This is a genomic window from Amycolatopsis minnesotensis (assembly GCF_039529815.1).
GTDB classification, from domain to species: domain Bacteria; phylum Actinomycetota; class Actinomycetes; order Mycobacteriales; family Pseudonocardiaceae; genus Amycolatopsis; species Amycolatopsis minnesotensis.
Genome location: NZ_BAAANN010000012.1, coordinates 218,513 through 242,280, shown reverse-complemented (window position 1 = coordinate 242,280; position 23,768 = coordinate 218,513). Strand labels below are relative to the sequence as shown.

Sequence of the window (23,768 nt, the reverse complement as noted above, 5' to 3'; positions counted from 1 at the left end):
CGAGCCCGCTCGACATGACTGGCCCGGATCGCCCGTGACCGTGTCCACGACTCCAAGATCGCCCGGTCCTCACCACTGACCATCAAACCCGACGAAGGCATGCCCCATCATCGCAAACCCACAGCCGTAAACCAATTAACGACGCGCGACACTAGAGCGACGCGACGTCTTCGAGGACGGTCATGGAGGCTGGGTCCATGTCTTCGGTGATGGCAATACGGAGTCTCTCACCCCGAGTGATGTCGGCTTTTCCTGGACGCGTAAAATTCTGGAAGACGCCGATTTGGATAAAGTGGCCAGGTTTCGACTCTGCCTCGGACTACTTAGTCTGCTTCGCGACTCATCCGTTGCGACGGAGCTACGCTGGGCTCTGCTAGCGGGGGATGAGCCTGTATGGGAAGAAATGCTGTGGAGTGAATATAGGCGACGACTGGAATCCGCTGAACCGGCAGCGGAAATAGTCAACTCTCTAATCGGTTGGTTTGAGGAGCCTGCTGCAGAGCGGCGGGCCTTCGGTGAAACTATCGCGATGACGGTGACGAGGCTGTATCGGCAATCAAAGCTAGCTGCGATCGTCGCTGAAGAGTCATTGCTCAGGCGCATTAGGCGGGTACTTCCGGTAACGGGACCGCTGTCATGGTCAGTTAAATATCCAGTCTATAAGATACTTGTCGCGCTTCCGGAGCTGCACAATGAGTTATTAATGGCGCTGCGCGCGAGTCAACATGACCTATTCGGAGATGTTCCTGCGCAAGTTTCCCTAGACTTAGTTTCTTCGCTTGAAGTTACACAAGACGTCATTGCTCACGATGAGCTGCTCAAGGCTCTGCGCAACCGAAAATAGCACGACATCGCGGACCGTCACGCTCCGAAAGTCGCACCCTGCGACTTTCGGAACTGACTCTCAGTGTCTTTGACGAGTCTGGGTCTGCCGAGAGCGCGAGGCGAGTGGCCGTCCCTGTGGGACCACGGATTGTGCACGATCCGTGTCTGCTGACAGGTTACGTGCGTGGATGAAGCGGCTGTACGTCGCTGACACTACAGTCCGCTATGGTTCACCGATTTCGCCGATATCCGTCACGCCGGATCTTCGCATGAGTGGCCTGTACCGCGACCGGCAGTCCGCTGACCAGCAGGTTTAGGTTCGTATACTGGCTTGTTGGGTGCACAAAACCCCTGGTCACAGCCGTGATCAGGGGTTTCGTTCAAGATCCACCCTCCTTAAACCCTCCTTTTTCGGGTGCCTCGATCACGGGGCGGGTGGCCATCGCGGGGCCAGCAGCCTCGCCGACAACACCGCGATCGAAGTACACGTCTTGAGTCGTGCTCACTCGTTCGTGGCCGAGGAAGTCGGCGATCTCGCGAGCGCTCAGCCCGGCGCTCGAGTGCGTCGGCGACGTAGTGGCGCCAGCCGTGCGGGTGGAGTCCTTCGTAGGGCGTTCCGGCGGCAACCCGGCGTATGTACTCGCGGGTGTTGTCGGGATCACGCAACGTGCCTCTGAAGGACGGGAAGACCCACGGCGAGGCCAACTCGGCGAAGCGTCGCTTGAGGATGTCCATCACCCAGCCAGCCGCAGATGGTTCCGGTGTCGAAGTCGACCGAGGTTTCCCAGTCGAGGGCGAGCAGTTCGCCGACGCGGCAGCCGAGTCCGGAGAACACGTCTTACATGTCGACCAGGTCCCAGTCGAGCGCGTCGTGGCGCGGCAGTGGTGGCCTGCCCGTGACGCGCCTGCCTGTTCGGTGATCCAGGCGTCGACACGGACGTACTTGCCGGCACGGAACCCGGCGGGGCCCTTGCCGGTCTTGCTCCAGGTGTAGAGCGCGTTCACTGGGAAGCCGAGGAATTCGGCGACGGCTTCGATACCAAGTAGTTTCTACCAGGGACTCCACGCCTCTCTTCGCACCGGATCGCCTTGCTGCCACACGGATCCGGGTCCACCCCGCCTGGCTGGCCCGATCTCGGTGAGATCACCTCATTTATCGATTTGCATGATCCTGTGCTACGGCAAAGCCAGCTCGCAGGGCCTTCTTGTCAGTTTTCCCCAAGGCGGTCGTCGGCAACTCGTCGACGAGTACAAGCTGTTCAGGAATTTTGTACCGCGCCAGTCCAACCTGCTCCAGCGATGTTCGGATCCCGTCCAGGGTGATCTCTTTGCCGGGTACGGGCACAACATAGATGCTGACCCGCTCGCCAAGTAAAGGGTCTGGTATTCCCACGGCGGCGACCATGCGGACGCCGTCGAGCTGTTCAATTATTTCCTCGAGCTCTTCGGCAGAAACCTTTTCGCCACCTCGGTTGATCACATCCTTTGTGCGACCTTCGACGACGAGATTTCCATCCCGTCGAAGCCGTACGAGATCACCGGTTCGATACCACCCTCCGGGAGCGAATGCTTCGGCGTTCAACTCTGCGGCTCGGTAGTACCCGCGAGGCGTGTAGGGGCCTCGGGTTAGGAGCATGCCCTGCTCGCCCGAAGCGACTGGCTCCCCGTGGTCATCGACAACCAGGAGTTCATCGTCCGGGCAGATCGGTCGCCCTTGCGTGTGGTAAGCGACTTCTGAGCTGTCGCTGGGCCTAGTGAGACAGAATAGGCCCTCCGACATCCCGTATGCCTGTTGCACTGTGCAACCAAAGGCCGGGGGGACCCTCCGCGCGACTTCGGGCGAGAATCGTGCGCCTCCGACCTGGACGAGCCGCAAGGAACTAAGATCGTGACGCCGATCTGACCCGCGGTGTTCGAGCCATCGCCGGACCGAGGCTGGGACCAAGGTCGTCATGGTAACTCTTTCGGCCTCGATCGCAGCGAATGCTCTTTCAGGCGCAGCGGACCGGGCGATCACGACGCGGCCGCCGGAGATCAATGTTCCCAGTATGCCCGGACCTGCCATGGTGAATCCATGGGCGACTGGATGCACGGCGAGGTAGACCGTGTCCGGCCCGATCCGGCAAATTTCTGCGGCGCGCCTTATCATGTAAGCGTAGTCGTTGTGGGTTCGAGGTATGAGCTTTGGTCGCCCGGTCGTGCCGCCGGAGAGTAGGAACAATGCGGCCGCGTCAGCATTCGGGGCTATCCTGTCGAGCTCGACCGCGTCAGCGTTGCTGATCGGCTCGCAAATCGCTCGTAGATCGATATTGCCCGCCCAGACGTCACCGCCGGCTACCACCACATGGTCCACGCTCGGCGTGCTGGCGGCAATCTTCCGGGCCATAGCCTGGTGGTCGAAGTCTTTCACCGTGTCGGGAACGACCAGTGCCTTGGCCTCGGTCAGATCAGCCATGTTGGCAATCTCGAGGTGGCGGTGCGCAGGTTGGGCCATCACCGGGATCACGCCAAGGCGGAAGCAAGCCGCCATCAGGACGACGAACTCCCAGCAGTTGGGTAGTTGCACGACGACACGATCGTCGGTGCGAAGACCAAGTCCGCGGAGACGGCAAGCCGCACCGTCCACTCTTGCCCGCAGGTCCCGATAGCTCATTCGCATCTGCCCGTCTACCAGGCAAGTTGCGTCGTCGTCTGCGATGCTCTCGTCGTAGAGGTATTCAGCCAGTCCGCGTCCTTCCCAGTAACCCTTAGCCACGTACTGGGCGCCGTCTTCGTCGGGCCAGGGCACCATGCCGAGGCGGCTATGTTGCGTTTCTATCCGAGACATATGGGGAATTCTCCGTCGTTGTTCCAGTTGTCCTGTGGCAGGAACATTCAGTTCGTCGCGCGGCAGTCATCCCCGGCATCAGTGGCCGGTGCCTGCAGGCTCTCGACAACGTGCGTGGCGAGGGCGGTCACGGTGGGTGCGTTCCAGAGGATGGTCGGCGGGAGATCCAGGCCGTAGCGGCGCTGCATCCGGACCCGGATGGCGACGCTCATGACCGAGTCGACTCCGAGCTCGACCAAGGGGCGGCGGGGTTCGACCTTGTCGGTGGGGAGGTTGAGTTCAGCGCCGACCTGCTCACGGACGTCGGCCAGCACCAAGTCACGTAGTTCCTGCGCTGAGCGGCCCTCCCAGTCCAGGCGTGCGTCCTGGTCCTCGGCCGCACCGGGATCGGCATCGACGACCAGATCCCTGAACATCGGGGGCCGCGGTGTCGTAGCCGGTACCGGCAGCATTTTTGCGATGGCCTGGTATGGCACGCGGAAACGGTCGGCGAAGGACCAAGCGCTCACGGCCTCGGCCGATGTAACGGCTTCGAGGCCACGAGCGTTGGCCTCGATCATGGTGCTTCCGATCCCGGCGGACATTCCGAGCCCTCGCCACGACGTCCAGCCCAGACTGATGGTGTCGCGGTGACCTCCGTGGTGGCGATGGGCGGCGAGTGCGTCGAGGAACGAGTTTGCCGCGGCATAACTGGTCTGCCCGGTGAGCCGGGCGAACTGCCCGCATGACGAGAACATCACGAAGAAGTCCAATGACCCGGGCGGAAAGAGCCGGTGCAGCACCAGAGCGCCGTTGACTTTCGGCCGCAGAGCATGCCGCAATCCGTCTCGATCGGTCTTGTCGACTATGGCATCGCTGGTCGCGCCGGCCGCGTGGACGACGCCGCGAATCGGCGGGAGGCGATGTGACGCGGGGTCGAGGGACTGCTCGACCGCCTCGGCGTCGGTGACGTCAAGGGCAAGCACAACGACGGTGACGCCCTGCGCCTCCAACGCCAGGACGCCCTCGATCTGGCGCCGGGTCGCCTCATCGCGGACCTCCGGCCACTCAGTGCGAGGAGGTAAGCCCCGTCGCCCCGCCAGCAGCAATCGGCGGGCGCCCCGGTCGACCAGGAAGCGGGCGACCTCGAGTCCCAGGGCGCCCAACCCGCCGGTTACGAAGTAGGTGCCGTTTGGCCGGCACCGCACCAATCCGCCTTCTGCGGACCACGTCGTCCTGTCCGAGGTCCGGCGACTGGGACTCAGCCGCGCGACTGCCTCCTCCTCGGCGGTCACCGAGATGACGTCTTCCTCTCCGGTCGCGCCGCTGTTGAGGAGAGAAAGCGCCCGCTCGACGGTGCTCGGGGTCAGATCGGCGAGATCGAGTACGCCGCCATACAGATCCGGGTGTTCGCCGGCGAGTATCCGTGCAGCTCCCCACAACGGGGCATGTGCGAGTGCTGAATCACTTCCCGCGTCCCGCACGCCCAGGGTGACGCACCAGAGCCGAGGTTTACCGGCATTGCCGGTTACGCCAGCCTCACCGGCCAGGAGCTGGGCGGTGCGGACGAGCGTCCACGTGCAGCGTTCAACCGCTTCCTCGGGGGACTCGCCGATCCGCCCAGTGTCGGGTGCGACGACGACCGGACCGGGTGCGCACCGCAGTTCAGGGCTCAGATCCTCGGGGGTGCGAACGCGTACGCAACGCACACCGGCCCTCTCGGCGAGTTCGGCCAACACCTTGACCACACCTCCGTCACCGACCAGCGTCAGCTGTTCCAGCGGGCCGCGGACCGTGCTCTGCTCGGGGCGGGACATCGGACGCCACACGATCTCGTGCACCAGCTCTCCTGGCCTGGTGGCGGCGCCCGCGCGGTCCTGCAACTCCGCGAATCGCAGAGCACCTACCTCGCAGACCACGTGGCCGTGCTCGTCCGCGACCGAGACGTCGACCGTGTCCTGCGGAGACTCGGTCGACCGCCGGGAGTGCACGAGGATTCGGGCTGGCGGCTCGCCGTGGAAAACGATCGAGCCGATCGCGCACGACATCCACAGTCGACGTGCGTTTTCCGGTGTGACGAGCACAGCGCTGATGGTCAAGGCCGCGTCGATGACGTGCGCCCAACTGTCGGCCACTCGCGCGGGTGCGGGCAAGAGCGTCAGCACGGACAGCTGTTCGTTGTCGTCGCGGCGCAGTTCGTCCAGATTCCAGGGGAACGCGTAACCCTCGACTCCTTTGGTCCGGAACAGCTCGTCGACCCTGGACCATTCCCACTCCTCGGAGCAGCGGGCCCGAATCGTTGCATCGTCGACACGATCGTCCGGCACCGTCAGGCTTGGATCGATGATGGCAGTGGTGTGGGTGAGCCACTCGTTTTCCTGGTCCCCGGAATCGGCTGCGGCAATCCGGCTGGCGAGTTGCACCGTGTTTCCACTCCGAACGACCTGCACTGTGCGCGGCGGCGTGACCGCGAGCGGAGTCCTGAGGACAAGGTCGGTAAGCGCGGTGGGACGACCATCCGGAGTGGCAGCGGCTACGAAGGTGTTGATGATCGAGGCGGCCGGTGTGATCTCCACGCCGACGACGCGATGATCCTGCGGGTACGGGCGGCATGACAGGTCGAGATGCGTCTGCCATACCACTTTGCCCGGCCGGCCGCTGACGGTCATCCGCCCACCGAGGAGGGTGTGCTTGTCGGGATCGTGTCCGCCGCCGGGTCCGACTTCGTTGACTTCGGGGAAGATCCAGTAGGGTTGATGCTGCCACGCGACCGCCGGTAATGGCGTCAGGTCCGCAACGGGGTATTGGGCTGACCAGTCGACCAGCGCACCCTTGCAGTGCAGCTCCGCGAGCCGGTTGCGAAGAACCTCCGCCTCCGCGCTGTCGCGCCGCAGCGTGGGGAGCGCTGTCGCGTCTTCGACGCCGACCTGGTTGAACGTCTCGATGATCGAGTGGGTGACCACAGGATGGGAGGACACTTCAAGGAACATCCTGTGGCCGTCCTCGACGGCCGCTTCCACCGCTTCCGCGAACCGGACCGGCTGGCGGAGGTTGGCCACCCAGTAGTCGGCGTCCCGGACCGCCGCAGCCCGCGGATCGGCCAGCGCGGTGTTGTAGAGGTACACCGCCGGAGGGCGGTAGGTGAGCTCCTTGGCTGCCGCGGCCACCTCATCGACGATTTCGTCGACGTGATGACTGTGGAATGCGACATCCGTGTCGACGGCGCGTACGTCGACACCTGCGGCTCGCCACCGCGCAGACAACTTCGTGACCGTCTCGTGGGTGCCGGAGATGACGGTGGAATAGGGACTCGCCGAGATCGCGGCCTCGACATCCGTAAGCCCGGCGAGGCGGTGCCGGATTTCCCGGATGGGCAAGCCCACCAGAGCCATGGCGCCGCGGCCTGCCACGCTCTGGAGAGCCGCCGCCCGCCGGCACGCGAACCGAGCGGCCTCCAGCGGATCGAGGCACCCGGCTTCCACCGCTGCGGCGATCTCACCGACCGAGTGTCCGAGGACGGCAGCCGGACGGGCGCCGTATTGACGCCACACCGCGGCCAGCCCCAGCTGCACGGCGAACGTCAATGACTGGATCTGGCACGTCGTCCAAGGCCCTCCGCCTTCAATGGCCTCGCGGGGAGTCCACCCCAATTCCTCGCGGAAAACTTCCTCCAGCAGGTCCATGGTTGCTGCGAAGGCCGGCTCCTCGCGCAGGAGGTCGCGCCCCATGCCCGACCATTGGGCACCGTGCCCTGAGAAGACCCAAATGACACCGTCGGCCTGGCCGGGCGCTGTCCGTCCCGTCACAACGCCCGGCGCGGAAACGCCTTCGGCCAGCGCTCGGAGCCGTTTCGTCAACTCCGCCGCCGACCGCGCCACAACAGCGCCCCGATGGGACAGATGTGAGCGGCGCCGGGACAGTGTGTACCCGACCGACGCCAAGGAATGCCGGGGGTTCTCCTCAAGCCAGTCCGCCATCTTTCCGGCGAGTGCACGTAGCCCTGCTTCGGACATCGCAGACACCGGGAACACCGAGAGTCCGTCGTCCGGCTGAGTGTCCGAGGGCGGATTCGGTGCAGCCGCGGGTTCCTCCAGGATCAGATGGGCGATGGTTCCGCCGACTCCATAGCTTGAAACCCCAGCGCGTCGCGGATGTTGCCCCCTCAGCCATGGCGAACGCTCCTTGACGAGCTGAAGACCTGTCCCGGCCTGGGCCAGATCCGGGTGAATTTCGGTGTGAAGACTCGGCGGGATCTCTTCGTGCCGCATCGCCAGCACCGTCTTGATGACGCCGGCTATTCCCGCCGCGCCTTCGTTGTGACCGATGTTCGGCTTGACCGAGCCGAACCTGAGTGGATCACCGGCCGAGCCCTCGTTGCCGAACACCTTCGCGAGGGCACGCGCTTCTTCGCCATCACCGGCAGGAGTACCGGTTCCGTGCGCCTCGACGTAGTCCACTGTGCTCGGCGCGATCCCGGACCGGTCGTAGACCTCGCGCAACATGTGTTCCTGAGCCACGCTGCTCGGCGCCATCATGCCGTCCGAACGGCCGTCCTGGAATACACCACTGCCGCGGATCACCGCACGTACCGGATCGCAGTCACGGCGGGCGTCCGCCAGGGGCTTCAGCACCAGCACTCCGGCACCCTCGCCGCGACCGTACCCGTCGGCAGCCATGTCGAAAGCCTTGCTCCGGCCGTCCGCTGACATCGCGCCAGCAGAGTCGAGGGCGACGTTCAGAGCTGGCGTAGACATGATATTGGCCGCTCCGACAATCGCCAGCGACGTTTCGTTCGCATGAAGACTCTGGCACGCAAGGTGTAGGGCGGTCAGGGAACCGGCGCACGCAGTATCGACAGCCAAACTCGGTCCACGCAGGTCCAGAAAATAGGAGACTCGATTTGCGATTCCGTAGAAAGTGGTGCCGTTGACCGCATACGGCCCGGTTCGGGGGATATCCTCGAGGAGCCGTCGGCCGTAGTCGTTCGAATTCGAGGCTACAAACACACCGGTGTCCGTGTTTCGCAAAGCGAGCGGTTGGATGCCGGAATCCACCAATGCTTCCCAGGTCAGCTCGAGCATGAACCGCTGCTGAGGGTCCAGATAGTCGGCCTCGCGGGGTGAAATCCCAAAGAACTCGGCATCAAACCCCTCGATGTCGTCGAGGAAGGAGCCTCGTCGCACCGTGCTCCGCAGGATCGCAGTCGCCTGCGGACTGCTCGATTCATACGGATCCCAGCGTTTGCTCGGCATGTCGCGCACGGTAAACCGACCGTTTACCAGGAACGACCAGAACCTGTCCAGCGAGTCGAGGTCTGGCGCAAACCTGCAACTCATCCCAATGATCGCAACCGCGTTTCCGGGATCCATGTCAAGACTCACGTCGCACTCCGCTTTAAATAGTGAGTAGTAAACCCTTACTTCCATGAAATTGACCACAGTCAGGCCGACCGCAGCCCATGTAGTCTTCGGTATCAGGGGCAGCTACGATAGGGCCGATGTGATCTGCGGTCCGAACAAGGTTGTGACTGGTCGCCGAAACAGAGTCACCAAACCGAGTTTGCACTATGAAGCACTGCTTCAATGCCACACCAGCTTGGCAGCGCCAAGCGTCACCCCGGGGCCGATGGCGAGAAGAACGCCCGAGGATTCAGGCCGGGGAGGATCGTCGAAAGTACGCCTCAATACATCCAGTACCGCAGATCCGACTGTGTGCCCCGTGTGGCGGAGACTGTCACGTCCTGCCCACCCCATAAGTCGATCGCAGCCGAGAGTATCGCAGATCACATCGATTATCTTGAGGGAACCGGGGTGCGGTATCACGAATTCAGGCCGTTCGCCGAGCCAGTCTCGCAGATCACCGAGAAGCTCTTCGAAGACGGACATGACGTCCTTCGAATTCTTCATGTGGTTGCCCGTATCGTCTGCCCACCATCCGATCAGGTATTTGGCCTTCGCATCGGTGACGGACCACGTATCCACGATCTGCGGACCGGGAGCGCCGTGCGGAATAGCCTCTTCCCCGTAGACTACGAGCGCCGAGGCGCCATCGCTGGACAATCCACGGAGGATCATGCTGTCGATACCGGTATCAGCGGGATTGATCAAATAGGTGGGGAGGTCGACTACGACCACCAGCGCGATCTCAGTCGGGTGACTCCGAAGGAAGTCAGCGGCACGCGCCAGCCCAGTCGGAGCTCCAACACACCCGAGGTTGCTCAACGGGATCCGGTCGGCCGTTGCGGGTAGGCCCAGGCGGTCGACAAGTTCAATATCGATGCTTGGAGTGTTGTAGACAGCAGACGTCGACGTGATGACAGCACCTATCTGCGCTGGTGCAACGCCAGCGGAATCAAGTGCGCCGCGAGCCGCGCGTTCCGCAAGCCGATACGCATCATCCTGATAGGCGCGAGCCTTGTCCAGAAGAGATTGCCCGTTCTTCTGGGGCTGCTCAGGAATGACTTCAGCCAACGGCCGGCAGAGGTAATGTGTCAGGACTCCGCAATTTTTGACGGCGCTCATCTTCCGTGCGATATCATCGGTTTCGCCATAAACGTTACCGAGATGCGCGCACAGTTCGCTGTGGGTGACCGAGAACTCGCCGACGGCAACGCTTGGACGGCTTAGCGGCGACATGGCTCCCCTCTCCTTGTGTCTATCCATTCCTTGCCAATGGGGTGATCTCAGTTACATCTGGTAGCTGATTCGGGCGACACGGACAGTTGGCCTATTTCGGTCGGACCTTGCCCGGCACTCGAACTCGCTGTCGGGATCGTCATCGTTGGCGTGTTCGCAGTGTCAGGATTTCATCAAACCTCCATGTCACAGGGTTTACCGCTTCGCCAGTACCGGTACCCGGAAAAGGGTGTGCACGGTCACAAGTTCGAAGCTCTCGACGGGGCCATATTCGCACGACGATGAGTGACGCCCGCATTCCCTGATTCACTCTGCCCGATTGTGACGGGAGGTTATCCTTTTGTCCTTTGACCGGTATGGATAAGCTCCGTGCCGTGTGGCGGCCGACACCCGGCCCTCGCCAACGGGTGCCAGGCGCGGCACTGGCCGGGCACCCGGAGATCGCGTTCGCCGCCGCCACGACCGGGCCGACGAACCTGTGCGCGAGCGTGCTGTGCGCGAACCAGCGGGAACTGTACCGCTACCTGACCACCAGGGTGGCCGCGCCGCCCGCCAGCACACGCGTCGAGACCGCACCAGTGATCAAGACCCGGCCAGCATGCCGTCACCCAGACCTGACGACCGGGCCGCGTGTGCATCAGACGTGCTGAGGGGACGGCAACGGCCCTGGCATCTGTGGGCCAGGTACGCGAGCGGTTCGTCCGCTATTCGACGGAGGCGGAGGTTTGTGACAGCGGATGAAGGATGCCCTGTCGCCTTTCGTGTACTGGCTTGCCGGGTGCACACCTTCCCAGGTCGAGCGCCATTTTTCGGCAGCGTGACGAGGAGCGGGAAGCGGGCATATGCACGGGCGTACAGCGCGCTGACCGCCGCGATATCACGCTTCCAGCAAGACGGTCAACGCGAAACCTTGCGCCCGCCACCTACTCGCCGGGTGACGGACGCTGCGCGGTGAACACGGCGAACATCGAGCTCTCCAGCAGCACCGCCCAGAACTCGGCGCCGCGTTCGGCGAGGTCCGTTTCGGGGACCACTGTCGGGTACCGGCGTACTTCCGTGAGCCCGACCGCCGCGCACGATTCCTCGAAAACACCGGACGGCCAGCCGAACCCGCTGAATTCGAAGGGCGGCTCGCTGTGGACGCGCACGAGGGTTTCCACGCATTCTCCGGTGTACCCACCAGGCGTGACGGTCATCCCGTAGCGGGGGTAGTCGTCCAGCCGGTCCGAGTCCGCGTCCGGATTCGGCACCACCACGAGCAGTCGCCCACCGGGGGCCAGGTTCTCGGCCAGGTTCGCCACCATCCGGTCGTAGGACTTCCGGTCTCCCACGTGGCTGAGCGGCCAGATCGCGGCGACCACGTCGAAGTCGCCGAGCTTCGGCATCGTGATGCCGTCGTGCGGTTCGTAGGAAATACCGAGCGGTTCGCGCTCCTCGGCCGCGCGCGCGACGGCGAGCATTTCCCGCGCCGGGTCGACGCCGAGCACCTGCCGTGCGCCGGCGCGCCGGAACATCCTGGTGTAAGCGCCGGTGCCGCAGCCGACGTCCAGTACCGTGCGATCGCGCAGATCGGGCAACGCGGAAACCACCGTCGCCCACTCCGAGACCCCGAACGGGAGGTCCTTGACCTGCTCGTAGAGTTCGCCGATCTCGTCGTACTGGCTCGCTTCAGGCATACCAGTCACGCTAGCTCCGAATGTGCCTACGCGACATCCACCGAACCGCCGTAGGGGGCTGGCCGCGCTGCACTACGACGGGGATGGTGCGGTTAAGCCCGCGGCAGGGAAGCCGTCATGACCGGTGCCGGAGCGTCGGCGTTCGTGCCCGTTCCGCTTCGGAGCCTGTTGAAGGAAGTTCAGACCGAGCAGGCCGAGCGCCGGAACCGTCCCGGTGGCTACCGGATCGCCGAAGTCGCTCGCCATGTGAACGGCAGGCCGCCGTTCAGCGCAGGTGGGCGAGCACGTTGACGACCGTGCCGCCGGGATCCTCCACGAAGAAGCGGCGCACGCCCCATGGTTCGTCGGTGAGGGGATAGACGACACGCAGCCCGCGGCGCACGGCCTCGGCGTGCGCCGCGTCGACTGCCGCCGGTTCGCCGACGTCGATGCCGAAGCGGGGCGGAGGATGCTCCGCCCCGCGCGGCGGGATGATGACCTGCGCGGTGGGGTTGTCCGGAGACCGCAGGCACAGGACCGGATCCTCCATCGCGACTTCGAGCCCGAACACCTCGACGTAGAAGTCACGGGACGCGGGGAGATCGTTTCCGTCGGCGTAAGGGTGAATTCTGCTGATCATGACCACAGCATCGCAGCCAGCACCGTCGGCGGGCTTGGACGAATCGGAAGTACGGGCTAGGAGTCGCCGGGCGCCGAATCGTCGCGGGACCGCATCTCGCGGAGGGCTTCGTCGGCGGCGGCGATCTCCTGGAAGTACTGCTTGTGCACCCGGTACGCGCGGTCGAGCTCTATCGAGTGGTACATGCCGGTCGGCGCACCGAGCAGGACATCGCGGCGAAAGCGCTCAGCGCGCCCGCCGCGTACCACCAGGATCGCGCGGTCGGTCACGATGATCGTCCAGACGCGCGCCGTGAAGATCAGCGAACCGGTCTGCGCGATGAACCCCGTCTGGATCTGTTCGCCCGGCTCCAGGTGCGGCGCTGCCCGGGTGGCGATCAGCTCGACCCGTCGTTCCCGGTAGCCCACCGATCGCCTCCAAGCTGAGATGTCCTTCGAGTGCGCCAAGACTAGCTGCCGCGGGGGAGTGAGGCGATCCACGGCTGTCCCGGTTCGGCGCTTTCCTCAGTGGACGCTGACGTCGCGCAAGGCGTTCGTCGTGCAGTGCACCTCCCCGCCGCCTTCGTGCGCCCAGGAGAAGTCCTCGACCCAGCGCACCCGGACGCCGTGCCTGGCCAGCGCGCGTTCGGTGACCACGCGGAACAGGTCACGGCCTCCGACGACCGGGCCGTGCGGGTCCGGTGCGGCGAACTCGTGCGCCGTCACCGACAGCCCGTTCGGAATGTCCGGGGTGAACGCCAGGAGGAGCGGCGTGCCATCGAGTTCGTGGAAGAGCACCGGGGCCCGTACCAGCTCGTCGGCGCGCAGCCCGGTCTCGGCGAGCAGTACCGAAACCTCGCGGTCGATGTGCGCGGCAGCTCTTTCGTTGGCGTCGTTGAGTTTCCGGTCGTTCACCAGTTCGTCGACGGTCGGCTTCTCCGCCGCCGCCGTGCCGGAGAACAGAGCTGCCGAGCCAGCGCCGCGAGCCTTCGCCGTGGCCAGTATGCCGCTCGCCAGCCGCGGGTCGGCGACCATGAGCGTCCAGCCCCGCGCGTTCGGCGCGGGTACCACGTGCACGAGTTCGTCGACGTGCCCGATCGCGAGCCAGGAGGTGTCGATCGCGAGCGGCGGCTGCACCCGCTGGCTTTCGAGCATGCGCACGAAGACCGGATCGGGACGCCGCTTGTTGTCGCGACCGGACCCGTACAGCACCCTGCCGCGCGGGAATCCCGGGTACGGCGGGAGCGATTCGAAGTTGCCGGTGGCGTTGAGCAGGTCGATCCCGGCGATACGGGGTACGTCGCTGAACGCCTGCACCACCGCGACACCGGGGCCGCGCAGATCGCGGAAGGCGAGCCTGCCGGCCGGGCGGAGCGTCGCCGTTTCCCCGACCTGCCACAGGTTCGCCGAGCGGAGCAGCACCCGCATGGTCTGGACACCGTGCGGGGTCGGCATGCTCGCGGTCGCGGGTTCGAAGATGTCCTGCGTCCAGGTGTCCGCCCACCATGCCGGGCCCCCGGTGAGGTAGCGGACGCGCGGGCCCGCGGCGCGATCGAGCGAGGCGCTGAACTCCGGCCAGCCGGCGGGGATCCGGCTGCCGGGCAGCCCCGGCACACCGCCGGGGCCGGTGCCGGGAGCGCCGGCGAACACCGTGGTGGCGGGCTGCAGGTCGTTCTGCAGCACCAGCGGCGCGGTCCGCAGGCGGTGACTCGCCGACCGACGCGAGCCACGATCGGTCACGGTCAGTGTCACGGTGACCGAACCGTCCCATGTGGACAGATCGCGCACGATGTCACGCCCCTCCACGGCGAGCCGGACCCCGCGGCGCAGCTCGGCGGCGGACAGCGTGCCGTCGCCGGGCGCGATCGAGTCGAATCCACCACCGCGGCGGGCGAAGACGCGGGCGTGTTCGCCGCGATCGATCGTCAGCCGTCCCACGGCACCGCCGCCGAGCCACGGCTCCGGCGCGATTTCGAGCGGGGTGAGGTCCTGTTCGTCGGCGGGTCCGTTGACCCGATCGTCCGCCGCGTCGCCGCAGGCGGCGAGCCTGCGATCGGTTTCGAGCCCGACGGCGTCCAGGTCGGCCGGGGTGACCACGCACCGGTGCTCGTCGTCATCGAGGTTGGCCAGCATGACGTCGCCGCCCCGCAGCCGCGGTCCCGTAGTGGCGGCGACCGCGGGTACCGCGAACGCCACCGCGCTGACCGTGACCAGCACTCCCCAGCGAAGCATGACTCCTCCTTTTGTATCCCAGTTGTGATAAATACAAGATATCACGGGTGAGATACCTCGTGGCGATGCGATGAAGGACGTGGCACCATCGTCGAAGCGGTAGTGCGCCTACGGGCCGGAGGTGATCGAGTGACGGGCTACGCGGCCTGGTGCGGTCATCTCAGCAGGGCGACGATGTGGCGGGTCGTCGCGGGGAACGGCGAGCACCGGGTGCTTCCCGACGCCGTCATGGACCTCATGGTGCACCGCGGGCGCTTCGTCGTCGCGGGGGCGGACACCGCGGCGTGGAACGACGACGAGTCGGAACCAGGGGACGTGACCTGGGGCTTGCGCCTTCCGCCCGGTACCGCGTGCTCGGTACTGGGGTTGCCTGCGCACGAGCTGACCGATCAGCGCGTCGATCTGGCGGACCTGGTCACGGTGCCCGCTCCGGCGCTCGACACGGCCTGGCTCGACGCCTCCACGGCGCTGGAACAGGTCTTCGTCGCGTTGTGGCGGCAGGCAGCCCCGGATGCCTCGACGCTCCGCTTGGCCGCCTCGCTCGACCGGGCCGCACGCGGTCGTACGACGGTGCGCGAGGTCGCGGACCGGCACGGCCTGTCCGAGCGCTCCCTGCGCCGGGCCAGCGATCGGCTGTTCGGTTACGGGCTGAAGACCCTGATGTCGATTCACCGCTTCCAGCACGCGCTCGGGCTGGCGAACACGGGCGTGGCGCTGGGCGAAGCCGCGGCGACGGCGGGCTACGCGGATCAGGCGCACCTCAACCGCGAGATGCGGCGGCTCACCGGCACGACACCCACCGCGCTCCTGCGCTGAACCCGCGCCTGGCCGAAACGTCCAAGCGGGCGGCGCGCGGCCGTAGCAGACTTCCCCGCATGACGATCAACCTCGGCCGCGCCACGTCGTTCATGGCGGCGCACGCGCGCATCCTGGACAGGCGGCGTTTCGACTTGGCTGGCAACGACGACGACGCGAATCGCGCGGCGGTGCTCGCCGCGGTCGACGGGTACCGCAACCCGGACGGCGGCTACGGCTGGGGCCTCGAGCCCGACCTGCGTGCGCGGGAGAGCCAGCCGGGCGGCGCGCTGCACGCCCTGGAAGCGATCGCGGGCGCGGGCCCCGCGACCTCGCCCGGCACCGTCGCCCTGCTCGACTGGCTGCAGTCGGTCAGCCTGCCCGACGGGGGAGTGCCCTTCGCGCTGCCCGTCGCCGATCCCGCCGGCTGCGCGCCGTTCTGGCTGCAAGCGGACCCGGCGGCGTCCTCGGTGCAGATCACCGCGGCCATCACGACCCAGGCCCATCGGGCTGCCGGCTGGGATGCCCGCGCGAAGGACCACCCTTGGCTGGCCGCGGCGACCCGGTACTGCCTCGAGGAGATCCGGCGGATGGACGAACCGCCGTTCGCCTACGTCCTGTTGTTCGCGATCCACTTCCTCGACGCCGCTGCCGACAGCTATCCGGAAGCCCACGAGTTGCTGGCCAGGCTCGGAAAGTTCGTCCCTCCGGACGGCGTGCTCCCCGTCGCCGGCGGTGCGGAAGGGGAAAGCCTGCACCTGCTCGATTTCGCCCCGGAGCCGGGAAGGCCGGCCCGCGCACTGTTCGACGACGGCGCCGTCGCCGCCGATCTCGACCGGCTGGCGGCCAGGCAGCAACCGGACGGCGGCTGGGAAGTCGACTTCACCAGCTATTCCGACGCCGCCGCACTCGAATGGCGGGGCTATGCGACGGTGAGCGCGGTCGAAGTGCTCCGGATGAACGGTCGCTGAGCCGGTCACTCCGCCGGTGCCGTGCGGACCGTCCTTTCCGGACTCAGCAGGCGGTCGTTGAGCTGTTGCCGCGCGGCGTCCACGTCGAGGACCGGTTCCGCCGTCATCACCTCGGCGAGCTCCGCGCAGGCTTGGGCGGCCGCGGCACCCCGGGGCAGCATGACGCCTTCGTAAGCGCGAACGGCTTCGTCGAGGTTCGGGTGCGTGGCGACGGCGGTGGCGAGGTCGGTGCCGTCGACGAGGGCGAGGTTGGCGCCGACGCCGAACGGCGGCATGAGGTGGGCGGCGTCGCCGACGAGCGTGATCCCGGGGACGTGGTCCCAGCGGTGCCCCACGGGCAGCACGTACAGGGGCCGGTTCACGAAGTCGCCGTCGTGGCGCAGGAGATCGAGCAGGCTGTTGTGCCAGCCGTCGAACTGGGCCAGCAGGTACGCGCGCACGGCGGCGGCGTCCGCGAGGTCCACACCGGCGGCCACGTGCCAGTCCGGTGGCACGTCGAGTGCGGCGTAGACGCGGAGGTGGCCGCCGCTGTTCCGTTGCGCCGACAGCATCTTGCTGCCGACCTTGGCCACCAGCGTGCCGTCGCCCGTCAGGCGTGCCAGCGCGGGGTGGCTGGTGTCGATGTCGTCCAGCCAGGTCTCGACCATGGTGGTGCCCAGGTGCGCGGGGGTGGCGCCGGACAGGGCGGGGCGGACGCGCGACCAGGCGCCGTCGGCGCCCACGACGAGATCGAAGTCCTCGGTGGTGCCGTCACCGAAGCGCAGGCGAGCGGCGCCGCTGTCGAGCGCGGTGGCCGATTCGATCGACTGTCCCCAGTGGACGGTTCCGGGCTCCAGCGCGCCGAGCAATAGTCCGCGTAGCTGGCCGCGGTCGATTTCGGGCGCGAAGCCGTCGCCGTCGACCGGCCCCTCGTGGTGCAGCAGCTTGGCGGTGATCGGGTCCAGCGCGCGCAGCTCCTGCGCTTCCGGCCTGGCCAGCGCGCGGAACTTGTCGAACAGGCCGGCGGCGCGCATCGCGGCCTGCCCGGTGGGGGCGTGCAGGTCGAGCATGCCGCCCTGCCAGCGGGCGGTCGAGGAGGTCTCCCGTTCGAACACGGTCACCGAGAGGCCGTGGAGCTGCAGGCCGCGGGCGCAGGCGAGACCGCCGACACCACCGCCGGCGACCGCGATCCGAGGGCTATGGGCAGAGTTCATGGCGGCTGGGTCCTTCGAGGTGGCGTGGGTGTGGCCGGAGGCGTCCGGCGCATCACCAGAAAACCACATTGAGTAAAAAACTACAACGGTTTAATTTTTTGTGTGTTACACCTTTGGTGGGTACGGTGGCGCGATGCAGCAGATCGGGCGCCGCGAGCGCAAGAAGGCCCAGACCCGCAAGGCGCTCGCGGACGCCGCGCTCGAACTGTTCCTGGCGCGCGGTTACGACCAGGTCGGGGTCAGGGAGGTGGCCGACGCGGCGGACGTGTCGGTGACGACGCTGTTCAAGTACTTCCCCAGCAAGGAATCCTTGGTCTTCGACCTCGACGAGGACATCGAGACGGCGCTCGTGTCCGCGGTGCGCGATCGCGCGGCGGGGCAGCGAGTCCTGCCCGCCCTGCGCGAGCACGTCCTCGGCGGGGTGCCCACGGCTGCCGCGCTCCCGCCCGCGTCACCCTTCGGCCGCATGGTCGAGGAAACCCCGGCGCTGCGCCAGTACGCCCGCGGCATGTGGCTGCGCCACGAAACCGCGCTGGCGCGCGCGATCGCCGAGGAAGCGGGCGCACCCGAAGGCGATACCGTCTGCGCGGCCCTCGCGCGGTTCGCGCTCGAAGCCGTCGAACTGGCGCACCGGGAAGCCGACCCGGCCAAGGCGATCGACGCGATCTTCGGCCTGCTCGAACCCGGGTGGGCAGCCGCCTACCCGGGTGTCTGACCCGCGTCGCTTCGGGTGCCTGCCCGGCACTTCGTCGGCCTGGTGGTGCTCGGACTGTGGATCTTCTGCCCCGTTGACGTGATCACGGCGGAGGAGGCGTCGTGCCGCAGCCTCCCGCAAGTGCCGCGAGCGCCGAGGACTGACCCTCCGCACCTCAGCGCTGTCCACCGTCCTCACCTGCACATATGGCAATTTCATCTACATGGGCTAGTTAATCATGTAGATAGTTGATACAGTACTGCGAGACCTTGATTGACCTGAGCACTTGCCGGAACTGGGGTCGACTCCGGCCGGCGGACGAACGACAGGAGCACCGAACCGATGACCGAAACCACTGACCACAGAACAGCCGTGCTCGTCGCGGGAGGCGGCACCACCGGCCTGTCCACGGCGCTCTTCCTGGCACGGCAAGGAATTCGCCCGATACTCGTGGAGAGGCACCCGTCGACGGCGATCATGCCGCAGGCGCGGGCGTTCAACCCGCGCTCGATCGAGATCTACCGCCCGCTCGGCCTGGAGCCGAAGATCCGGGAGCGCACGTCGATACTGGCCGATCTCCCCGGGATGATCGGCGCGGACACCCTGGCTGGCGAGGAGCGCTTCCGCGTGGACGTGCTCGACCAGGTGCGGCCGTCGGCCGAGCTCAGCCCAACGGACTGGGCGCTGATCGACCAGGACGAGCTGGAGCGGGTCCTGCGTGCGAGCGCCGAGGAAAACGGTGTGGACGTGCGGTTCGCCACCGAGTTGCTTTCCCTCGATCAGGGAGCCGACGGTGTCCGCGCCGTCGTGCGGGATCTCGGCAGCGGCGACGAGTACGGCATTCGCGCGGACTACCTCGTCGCCGCGGACGGCCACCGCGCGGGGATCCGCAAGCGGCTCGGTGTCGAGGTGGACCAGATCGGCCCGACGGGGCACAGCGCGCACTTCCTCTTCGACGCCGATCTCACCGTTCCCCTGCGGGGCCGCCGGTTCCTCCTCGCCTACCTCGACCGGCCGACGACGGGCACGGTGCTGGTGCCGATGCAGAACTTCGGCAGGTGGATGCTCGCATCGCCGTACGATCCCGAGCAGGGTGCCCGGCCGGAGGACTTCACCGAGCAGCGGTGCGTCGAAATGGCCCGCGCTGCGATCGGGGACCCCGACCTCGAAATCGCACTGGTGCCCCCGGTACCGGGATGGCCCGAGAAGGTCTCCCACACCAAGAGCGGCGCCTGGATCGCGCGCCGGTACCGGGAGGGCAGGGTGTTCTTCGCGGGCGACGCGGCGCACGTGTTCCCGCCCGCCGGTTCGTACGGGGCGAGCACCGGGATCGCCGACGCCCACAACCTGGCGTGGAAACTCGCCGCCGTCGTCGAAGGCCGCGCGGGCGAGGCGCTGTTGGACACCTACGAACCCGAGCGCCGTCCGGTCGCCGAGACGACGCTGCGGACGGCGATCCAGCTCATGACCAGCCGTCAGCGGGGGGACGGCGCCGAGAGCGAGGAGATCGACGACATCACGATGATCTTCGGCTACCGGTACGGCTCCGGCGCGGTGCTGACCGAACCGTCCACTCCGGACGGACCGGTCGAGGACCCTCGCGAGCCGAGCGGGCGCCCTGGCCTGCGCGCACCGCACGTGTGGCTGGACAGGGCGGGGGATAAGGTGTCCACAGTGGACCTGTTCGATGGCTGCTTCACGCTGCTGGTCGGTCCGGATGGCACGGAATGGCAAGCAGCGGGCGAAAAAGCGGCGGCGGCCATCGGCGTGGACCTGCGCGTCCACCGGATCGGCGCTGAACTCGGCGACCCGGATGGCCGCTTCGCCGGCGCCTACGGCATCACCGGTACCGGCGCCACCCTCGTGCGGCCGGACGGGTTCGTCGCTTGGCGCGCCACGGCCGCGCCGCCGGAACCCGAGCACGAGCTGCGGCAGGCCCTCACTTCGGTGCTGGCACTGGGCTGACGGCTTCCTTTCGCTGCCCGGTGAACCCGCGCGCGGTGATCAAGGGTCGGATGGAGATCCCGGGTTCGCCGGCGGCGGGCCGGGATCGAGGACGGCCGCACCTGCCTGCTCGGCACCGATCTCCGCGAGCACCGGATTGCCGCCCGCGGCCAGCTCATTCCGCCACGTAGGTGCGGTGCGTCCAGGAGAACACGCGCAGCGTGGCACCCTCGTGGTCGACCTGCTCGCCGGTCGGCTTGAAGTGCTCGTAGCATCCGCCGGATTCGATCTTCACCTGGTCGTCGGGGTCGGTGACGTGCCGGACCCGGCCGAGACCGGTCATGCGGTGCTCCGGCCCGCCGTGCAGGACCGCGTTGGGAACGTTCGTCGACATGCTGGCAGCACTCCTTCGCGTCGGCAGCATTTTTGGCAAAGCACGGTTCGGTACGGGGCAGAAAACATCCGGAATTGCGCCGGGTGATTCCAGCCCCTTTTCCGTGCGGTGTGACGCAGCTAATACTACGGATTTCGGCGCGGCGCATAACCCCTAATGCGCGGCCGTCGCGTCTGGGGTTGCCGGGCACGTCAATGTGAGCTACGGCACAGTCAGGGTGCCGGGTCCGGCGGTGGCCGGGCCCGGCACCCGCGCTAGGCCGATCGCTGGTAGGTGCGGAATGCCCTGGTGGCGAGCCAGCACATCACCACGGCCAGTGCCAGCAGCAACCCGCCGCGGCCGAGCACGGCCGACCAGTCCGGGTCCGCGCCGAGCGCCGTCCTGCTGGCCACCGCCGCCCAGTCCACCGGGTTGAACCGGGCCACGCCGGCGACCCAGCCCGGCATCAGCGACGGCGACATCATCACCGAGGACAGGAACACCAGCGGGAGCGTCAGGAACTGCGAGATCCCGATCAGCGCTTCCTGCTGGCGCACCAGCAGCGCGATCGCGTTCGACAGCGCCGCGAACGACACCGCGAGCAGCACCGAACAGGCGAGTACCACCAGAACGCCGGGCACGCCGCCGTCGTAGCGGGCGCCGACCGCGAGCCCGACGCCGAACACGACGAGCGCCTGCACGATCGTGGCGAGCCCTTGGTGCAGCACCGATCCGTTGATGATCGCGCCCCTGCTGATCGGTGAGGTCAGGTCGCGGTCCATCACCCCGCGGTCCATGGCCTGCAGGAACGTGGTGCCGCTCCACCCCGCGGTCATCATCGCCGTCATCACGACCACGCCCGGCGTGAGGTAGGCGATGTACGAGCCGGTGCCAAAGCCGGGCAGCTCGGCGATGCGCTTGAACAGCTGCCCGAACAGCAGCAGCCAGACCATCGGCTGCACGAGCGTGAACAGCAGGTACGCGGGCTGGCGCGACACCGTGCGCAGTGCGCGCGCGGTCAGGAGTCCCGAATGCGTGACGAAGGTGCTCATGCCGTGGCCTCCTGGTCGGCGTTGCGGAAGGCACGGCCCGCGTGCCGCAGGTAGACGTCGTCGAGCGACGGTCGGGACACGGTGACCGAGGCCAGTTCGACGTGCTCGGACTCCAGCACGGAGAGCACCCCTGGCAGCACGGCCGCGCCGCTGGTCACGGTCGCGCGCAGGATGGCGCCGTCGGCCCGCACGGCACTCACCCCCGGAATCGCGCCGATCGACCGGGCCACGCGCCCGTCCACGCCACCCCCGGCCAGTTCGGCGTGGATGGTGTCACCGCCGATCCCGCGCTTGAGCTCGTCGGGGGTGCCCTCGGCGACGACCTCGCCCCGGTCCACGATGACCAGGCGTGATGCCAGGTTGTCGGCCTCTTCCAGGTAGTGGGTGGTCAGCAGGACGGTGAGCCCGTCGTCGCAGGCGAGCCGCGCGATCTCGTTCCACATGTCGGCGCGCGCTTCAGGATCGAGGCCGGTGGTGGGCTCGTCCAGGAACAGCACGCTCGGCCGGTGCAGCAGCCCGGCCGCGACGTCGAGCTTGCGCTGCATACCGCCGGACCACTTGCCAGCCAGCCGGTTCGACGCCGACGCCAGGCCGAACCGTTCGAGCAGCTCGTCCGCGCGGCGCCGCGCTTCGCGGCCGGACATGCCGTGGATCCGGCCCCGCAGCACCAGGTTCTCCCTGCCGGTGGCGATCGGGTCGAACGCGGGCTTCTGCGAGACGTAGCCGATCACCCTGCGCACCTCGTCGGGTCTGCGCAGCACGTCGACCCCGGCCACGACGGCCGTCCCCGAGTCCGGTTTGGACAGTGTGGTGAGGATCTTGACGGTGGTCGACTTGCCCGCGCCGTTCGGGCCGAGCAGGCCGAACACGCCGCCGCGCTCGGCCGAGATGGTGAGCCCCGCCAGCGCGTGGACGGTCTTTTCGCCCTTGCCGTAGGTCTTGACGAGCCCGGCCGCTTCGATCGCGGTCTCCCTGCTCGTCCTGGTTCTTGTGCCGTTCGTGGTCGTGGACACAGCGGTCCCCTTCTTCGTGGAAGGAGCCGACCGGCGACGGAGAAGAGCTCGGCTACTCTTGCGGTGCAGGCGCGCGCGAGGAGCTGTCTCGTCCGTAGGCGGTGACTCCGGGTGTCGAACGGTTCCCGGCCGGTGTTGGCGCACCGGCCGGGGACCCTTGCTACTGCGGTGGTTCGTTCGTTCCGGTCAGCCGCCGCACCTCCTCCCCGCCGAATTCCTCGGTGACGAACGTGGCCAGGTCCTCGGGCATGGTGCCCGCGCGGCGCAGCTCGTGGATGCGCCGCCACAGCCGGAGATCGACGAGTTCACCGCGGCGCAGCTCACCGACGAGCTTGTCGACGAATTCGAGTTCGGCGCGCAGGAGTGCGTGCGCGAACTCGGCTTCGACAAGGAACAGCCGGGGCATCGTCCCGTCCATCGCGCGAAAGTTCGCCTCGATGGTGCGGTCGGTCTCTCTCAGCGTCTTGAGCCGCGTTTCGAGCAGTTCCAGCGCGCGGTCGGGCGGCAGCGTGGGCAGCAGGGACAGCGCCGCCTCGAACTGCGGGTACTCCTTGACGGGGTTCGCGATCAGATCGGTGAGCCAGTCGAGCATTTCCTCGCTGCCCGCCTCGGTGATCGCGTACACCGTGCGCTCGGGTCGTTTGCCGTCGCGGACGGTCTCCGTCGCCTCGACGAGCCCGCGCTTCTGAAGCGACTCCACCACGGCGTACAAGGAGCCGTAGTTGAGCTTGATGCTGTCTTCTTTGCGACGTTCCCGCAGCGTGGCCGACATTTCGTAGGGGTGCATCCGGCGCTCGGTGAGCAGCACGAGCACGGTGAGCGCCAGCGGATTGGTCCGCCCTCTCGGTGCCATGTCGCCTCCCACTCTGACCAAAGTACTCGACTTAGAGTAGCCGAGTTCGGGTAGCCGATGTCAACCGGCGTCCCGCCACGTGCGCCTGGCTATCATCGGACTGTCTGCG

The 23,768-nt window shown here is 67.0% G+C and carries 18 protein-coding genes; 6 read left to right on the top strand and 12 right to left on the bottom strand.

The genetic code is table 11. The features are described 5' to 3' along the window. Positions 1-529: 529 nt before the first annotated feature. Entirely contained in the window at positions 530-844 is a 315-nt protein-coding gene (locus ABD256_RS17440) for a hypothetical protein (RefSeq protein WP_344419196.1), read from the top strand. A gap of 1,134 nt (positions 845-1,978) precedes the next feature. Here ABD256_RS17440 and ABD256_RS17435 read toward each other — a convergent pair. From ABD256_RS17435 to ABD256_RS17425, 3 genes are all read right to left on the bottom strand, one after another. Beyond that, positions 1,979-3,616 (bottom strand): (2,3-dihydroxybenzoyl)adenylate synthase, encoded by a 1,638-nt coding sequence (locus tag ABD256_RS17435; RefSeq protein WP_344419194.1) that lies wholly within the window; start codon positions 3,614-3,616, stop codon positions 1,979-1,981. Between the two features lie 83 nt (positions 3,617-3,699). Beyond that, complete coding sequence (locus ABD256_RS17430; protein ID WP_344419192.1) at positions 3,700-9,012, bottom strand: type I polyketide synthase; 5,313 nt, start codon at positions 9,010-9,012, stop codon at positions 3,700-3,702. 198 nt (positions 9,013-9,210) lie between these two features. Beyond that, positions 9,211-10,266, bottom strand: coding sequence for a beta-ketoacyl-[acyl-carrier-protein] synthase family protein (locus tag ABD256_RS17425; RefSeq protein WP_344419189.1), 1,056 nt, complete (start codon positions 10,264-10,266; stop codon positions 9,211-9,213). A 356-nt stretch (positions 10,267-10,622) separates the two neighbouring features. Here ABD256_RS17425 and ABD256_RS17420 point away from each other — a divergent pair, with 356 nt between their 5' ends. Beyond that, a complete protein-coding gene (locus tag ABD256_RS17420) occupies positions 10,623-10,916 on the top strand; it encodes an Lrp/AsnC ligand binding domain-containing protein (protein ID WP_344419186.1) in 294 nt (97 codons plus the stop codon). Positions 10,917-11,189: 273 nt separating this feature from the next. On the opposite strand, the gene ABD256_RS17415 is transcribed toward ABD256_RS17420, so the two are convergent. The 4 genes from ABD256_RS17415 to ABD256_RS17400 form a co-directional block, all read right to left on the bottom strand. Beyond that, positions 11,190-11,942, bottom strand: a complete 753-nt coding sequence (locus ABD256_RS17415) for a class I SAM-dependent methyltransferase (protein ID WP_344419182.1) — start codon at positions 11,940-11,942, stop codon at positions 11,190-11,192. 265 nt (positions 11,943-12,207) lie between these two features. Further along, on the bottom strand, positions 12,208-12,561 hold the full coding sequence (locus ABD256_RS17410; RefSeq protein ID WP_344419179.1) for a VOC family protein: 354 nt from the start codon (positions 12,559-12,561) through the stop codon (positions 12,208-12,210). Between the two features lie 56 nt (positions 12,562-12,617). Then, a complete protein-coding gene (locus ABD256_RS17405) occupies positions 12,618-12,968 on the bottom strand; it encodes a hypothetical protein (RefSeq protein WP_344419177.1) in 351 nt (116 codons plus the stop codon). A 96-nt stretch (positions 12,969-13,064) separates the two neighbouring features. After that, positions 13,065-14,771, bottom strand: a complete 1,707-nt coding sequence (locus ABD256_RS17400; protein ID WP_344419174.1) for a protein-arginine deiminase family protein — start codon at positions 14,769-14,771, stop codon at positions 13,065-13,067. Between the two features lie 129 nt (positions 14,772-14,900). On the opposite strand from ABD256_RS17400, the gene ABD256_RS17395 reads away from it, so the two are divergent. After that, positions 14,901-15,587 (top strand): helix-turn-helix domain-containing protein, encoded by a 687-nt coding sequence (locus ABD256_RS17395; protein WP_344419171.1) that lies wholly within the window; start codon positions 14,901-14,903, stop codon positions 15,585-15,587. Between the two features lie 59 nt (positions 15,588-15,646). Then, positions 15,647-16,537 carry a hypothetical protein gene (locus ABD256_RS17390; protein ID WP_344419168.1) on the top strand — a complete coding sequence of 297 codons (891 nt, stop codon included), beginning with the start codon at positions 15,647-15,649 and terminating at the stop codon, positions 16,535-16,537. A 5-nt stretch (positions 16,538-16,542) separates the two neighbouring features. Here ABD256_RS17390 and ABD256_RS17385 read toward each other — a convergent pair whose 3' ends face one another. Beyond that, positions 16,543-17,730, bottom strand: a complete 1,188-nt coding sequence (locus ABD256_RS17385) for an FAD-dependent oxidoreductase (RefSeq protein ID WP_344419165.1) — start codon at positions 17,728-17,730, stop codon at positions 16,543-16,545. 133 nt (positions 17,731-17,863) lie between these two features. Here ABD256_RS17385 and ABD256_RS17380 point away from each other — a divergent pair, with 133 nt between their 5' ends. Together ABD256_RS17380 and ABD256_RS17375 are read left to right on the top strand one after the other, a co-directional pair. Beyond that, positions 17,864-18,445: a TetR/AcrR family transcriptional regulator gene (locus ABD256_RS17380; RefSeq protein ID WP_344419162.1), complete on the top strand. Its 582-nt coding sequence runs from the start codon at positions 17,864-17,866 to the stop codon at positions 18,443-18,445. A 321-nt stretch (positions 18,446-18,766) separates the two neighbouring features. Next, the gene (locus tag ABD256_RS17375; RefSeq protein ID WP_344419159.1) at positions 18,767-20,389 is read left to right on the top strand and encodes an FAD-dependent monooxygenase; all 1,623 of its coding nucleotides are present in this window, start codon (positions 18,767-18,769) and stop codon (positions 20,387-20,389) included. Between the two features lie 154 nt (positions 20,390-20,543). Here the strand turns inward: ABD256_RS17375 and ABD256_RS17370 are convergent, their stop codons facing one another. The 4 genes from ABD256_RS17370 to ABD256_RS17355 all read right to left on the bottom strand — a co-directional run bounded on the left by ABD256_RS17370 (position 20,544) and on the right by ABD256_RS17355 (position 23,659). After that, complete coding sequence (locus ABD256_RS17370; protein ID WP_344419157.1) at positions 20,544-20,762, bottom strand: DUF5988 family protein; 219 nt, start codon at positions 20,760-20,762, stop codon at positions 20,544-20,546. 254 nt (positions 20,763-21,016) lie between these two features. Next, entirely contained in the window at positions 21,017-21,793 is a 777-nt protein-coding gene (locus ABD256_RS17365) for an ABC transporter permease (RefSeq protein WP_344419154.1), read from the bottom strand. Next, positions 21,790-22,806 carry an ATP-binding cassette domain-containing protein gene (locus ABD256_RS17360; RefSeq protein WP_344419151.1) on the bottom strand — a complete coding sequence of 339 codons (1,017 nt, stop codon included), beginning with the start codon at positions 22,804-22,806 and terminating at the stop codon, positions 21,790-21,792. The genes ABD256_RS17365 and ABD256_RS17360 overlap by 4 nt, the downstream gene beginning before the upstream one ends. A gap of 160 nt (positions 22,807-22,966) precedes the next feature. Continuing rightward, on the bottom strand, positions 22,967-23,659 hold the full coding sequence (locus ABD256_RS17355) for a PadR family transcriptional regulator (protein ID WP_344419148.1): 693 nt from the start codon (positions 23,657-23,659) through the stop codon (positions 22,967-22,969). Between the last annotated feature and the right edge of the window lie 109 nt (positions 23,660-23,768).

Excerpts from the sequence above, each read along its gene's own strand:
- ABD256_RS17355 (WP_344419148.1), bottom strand. The coding sequence starts at position 23,659 with ATGGCACCGAGAGGGCGGACCAATCCGCTGGCGCTCACCGTGCTCGTG.
- ABD256_RS17380 (WP_344419162.1), top strand. The coding sequence starts at position 17,864 with ATGCAGCAGATCGGGCGCCGCGAGCGCAAGAAGGCCCAGACCCGCAAG.
- ABD256_RS17375 (WP_344419159.1), top strand. The coding sequence starts at position 18,767 with ATGACCGAAACCACTGACCACAGAACAGCCGTGCTCGTCGCGGGAGGC.
- ABD256_RS17420 (WP_344419186.1), top strand. The coding sequence starts at position 10,623 with ATGGATAAGCTCCGTGCCGTGTGGCGGCCGACACCCGGCCCTCGCCAA.
- ABD256_RS17365 (WP_344419154.1), bottom strand. The coding sequence starts at position 21,793 with ATGAGCACCTTCGTCACGCATTCGGGACTCCTGACCGCGCGCGCACTG.
- ABD256_RS17440 (WP_344419196.1), top strand. The coding sequence starts at position 530 with ATGACGGTGACGAGGCTGTATCGGCAATCAAAGCTAGCTGCGATCGTC.
- ABD256_RS17410 (WP_344419179.1), bottom strand. The coding sequence starts at position 12,561 with ATGATCAGCAGAATTCACCCTTACGCCGACGGAAACGATCTCCCCGCG.
- ABD256_RS17370 (WP_344419157.1), bottom strand. The coding sequence starts at position 20,762 with ATGTCGACGAACGTTCCCAACGCGGTCCTGCACGGCGGGCCGGAGCAC.
- ABD256_RS17385 (WP_344419165.1), bottom strand. The coding sequence starts at position 17,730 with ATGAACTCTGCCCATAGCCCTCGGATCGCGGTCGCCGGCGGTGGTGTC.
- ABD256_RS17425 (WP_344419189.1), bottom strand. The coding sequence starts at position 10,266 with ATGTCGCCGCTAAGCCGTCCAAGCGTTGCCGTCGGCGAGTTCTCGGTC.
- ABD256_RS17400 (WP_344419174.1), bottom strand. The coding sequence starts at position 14,771 with ATGCTTCGCTGGGGAGTGCTGGTCACGGTCAGCGCGGTGGCGTTCGCG.
- ABD256_RS17415 (WP_344419182.1), bottom strand. The coding sequence starts at position 11,942 with ATGCCTGAAGCGAGCCAGTACGACGAGATCGGCGAACTCTACGAGCAG.
- ABD256_RS17435 (WP_344419194.1), bottom strand. The coding sequence starts at position 3,616 with ATGGTGCCCTGGCCCGACGAAGACGGCGCCCAGTACGTGGCTAAGGGT.
- ABD256_RS17390 (WP_344419168.1), top strand. The coding sequence starts at position 15,647 with ATGACGATCAACCTCGGCCGCGCCACGTCGTTCATGGCGGCGCACGCG.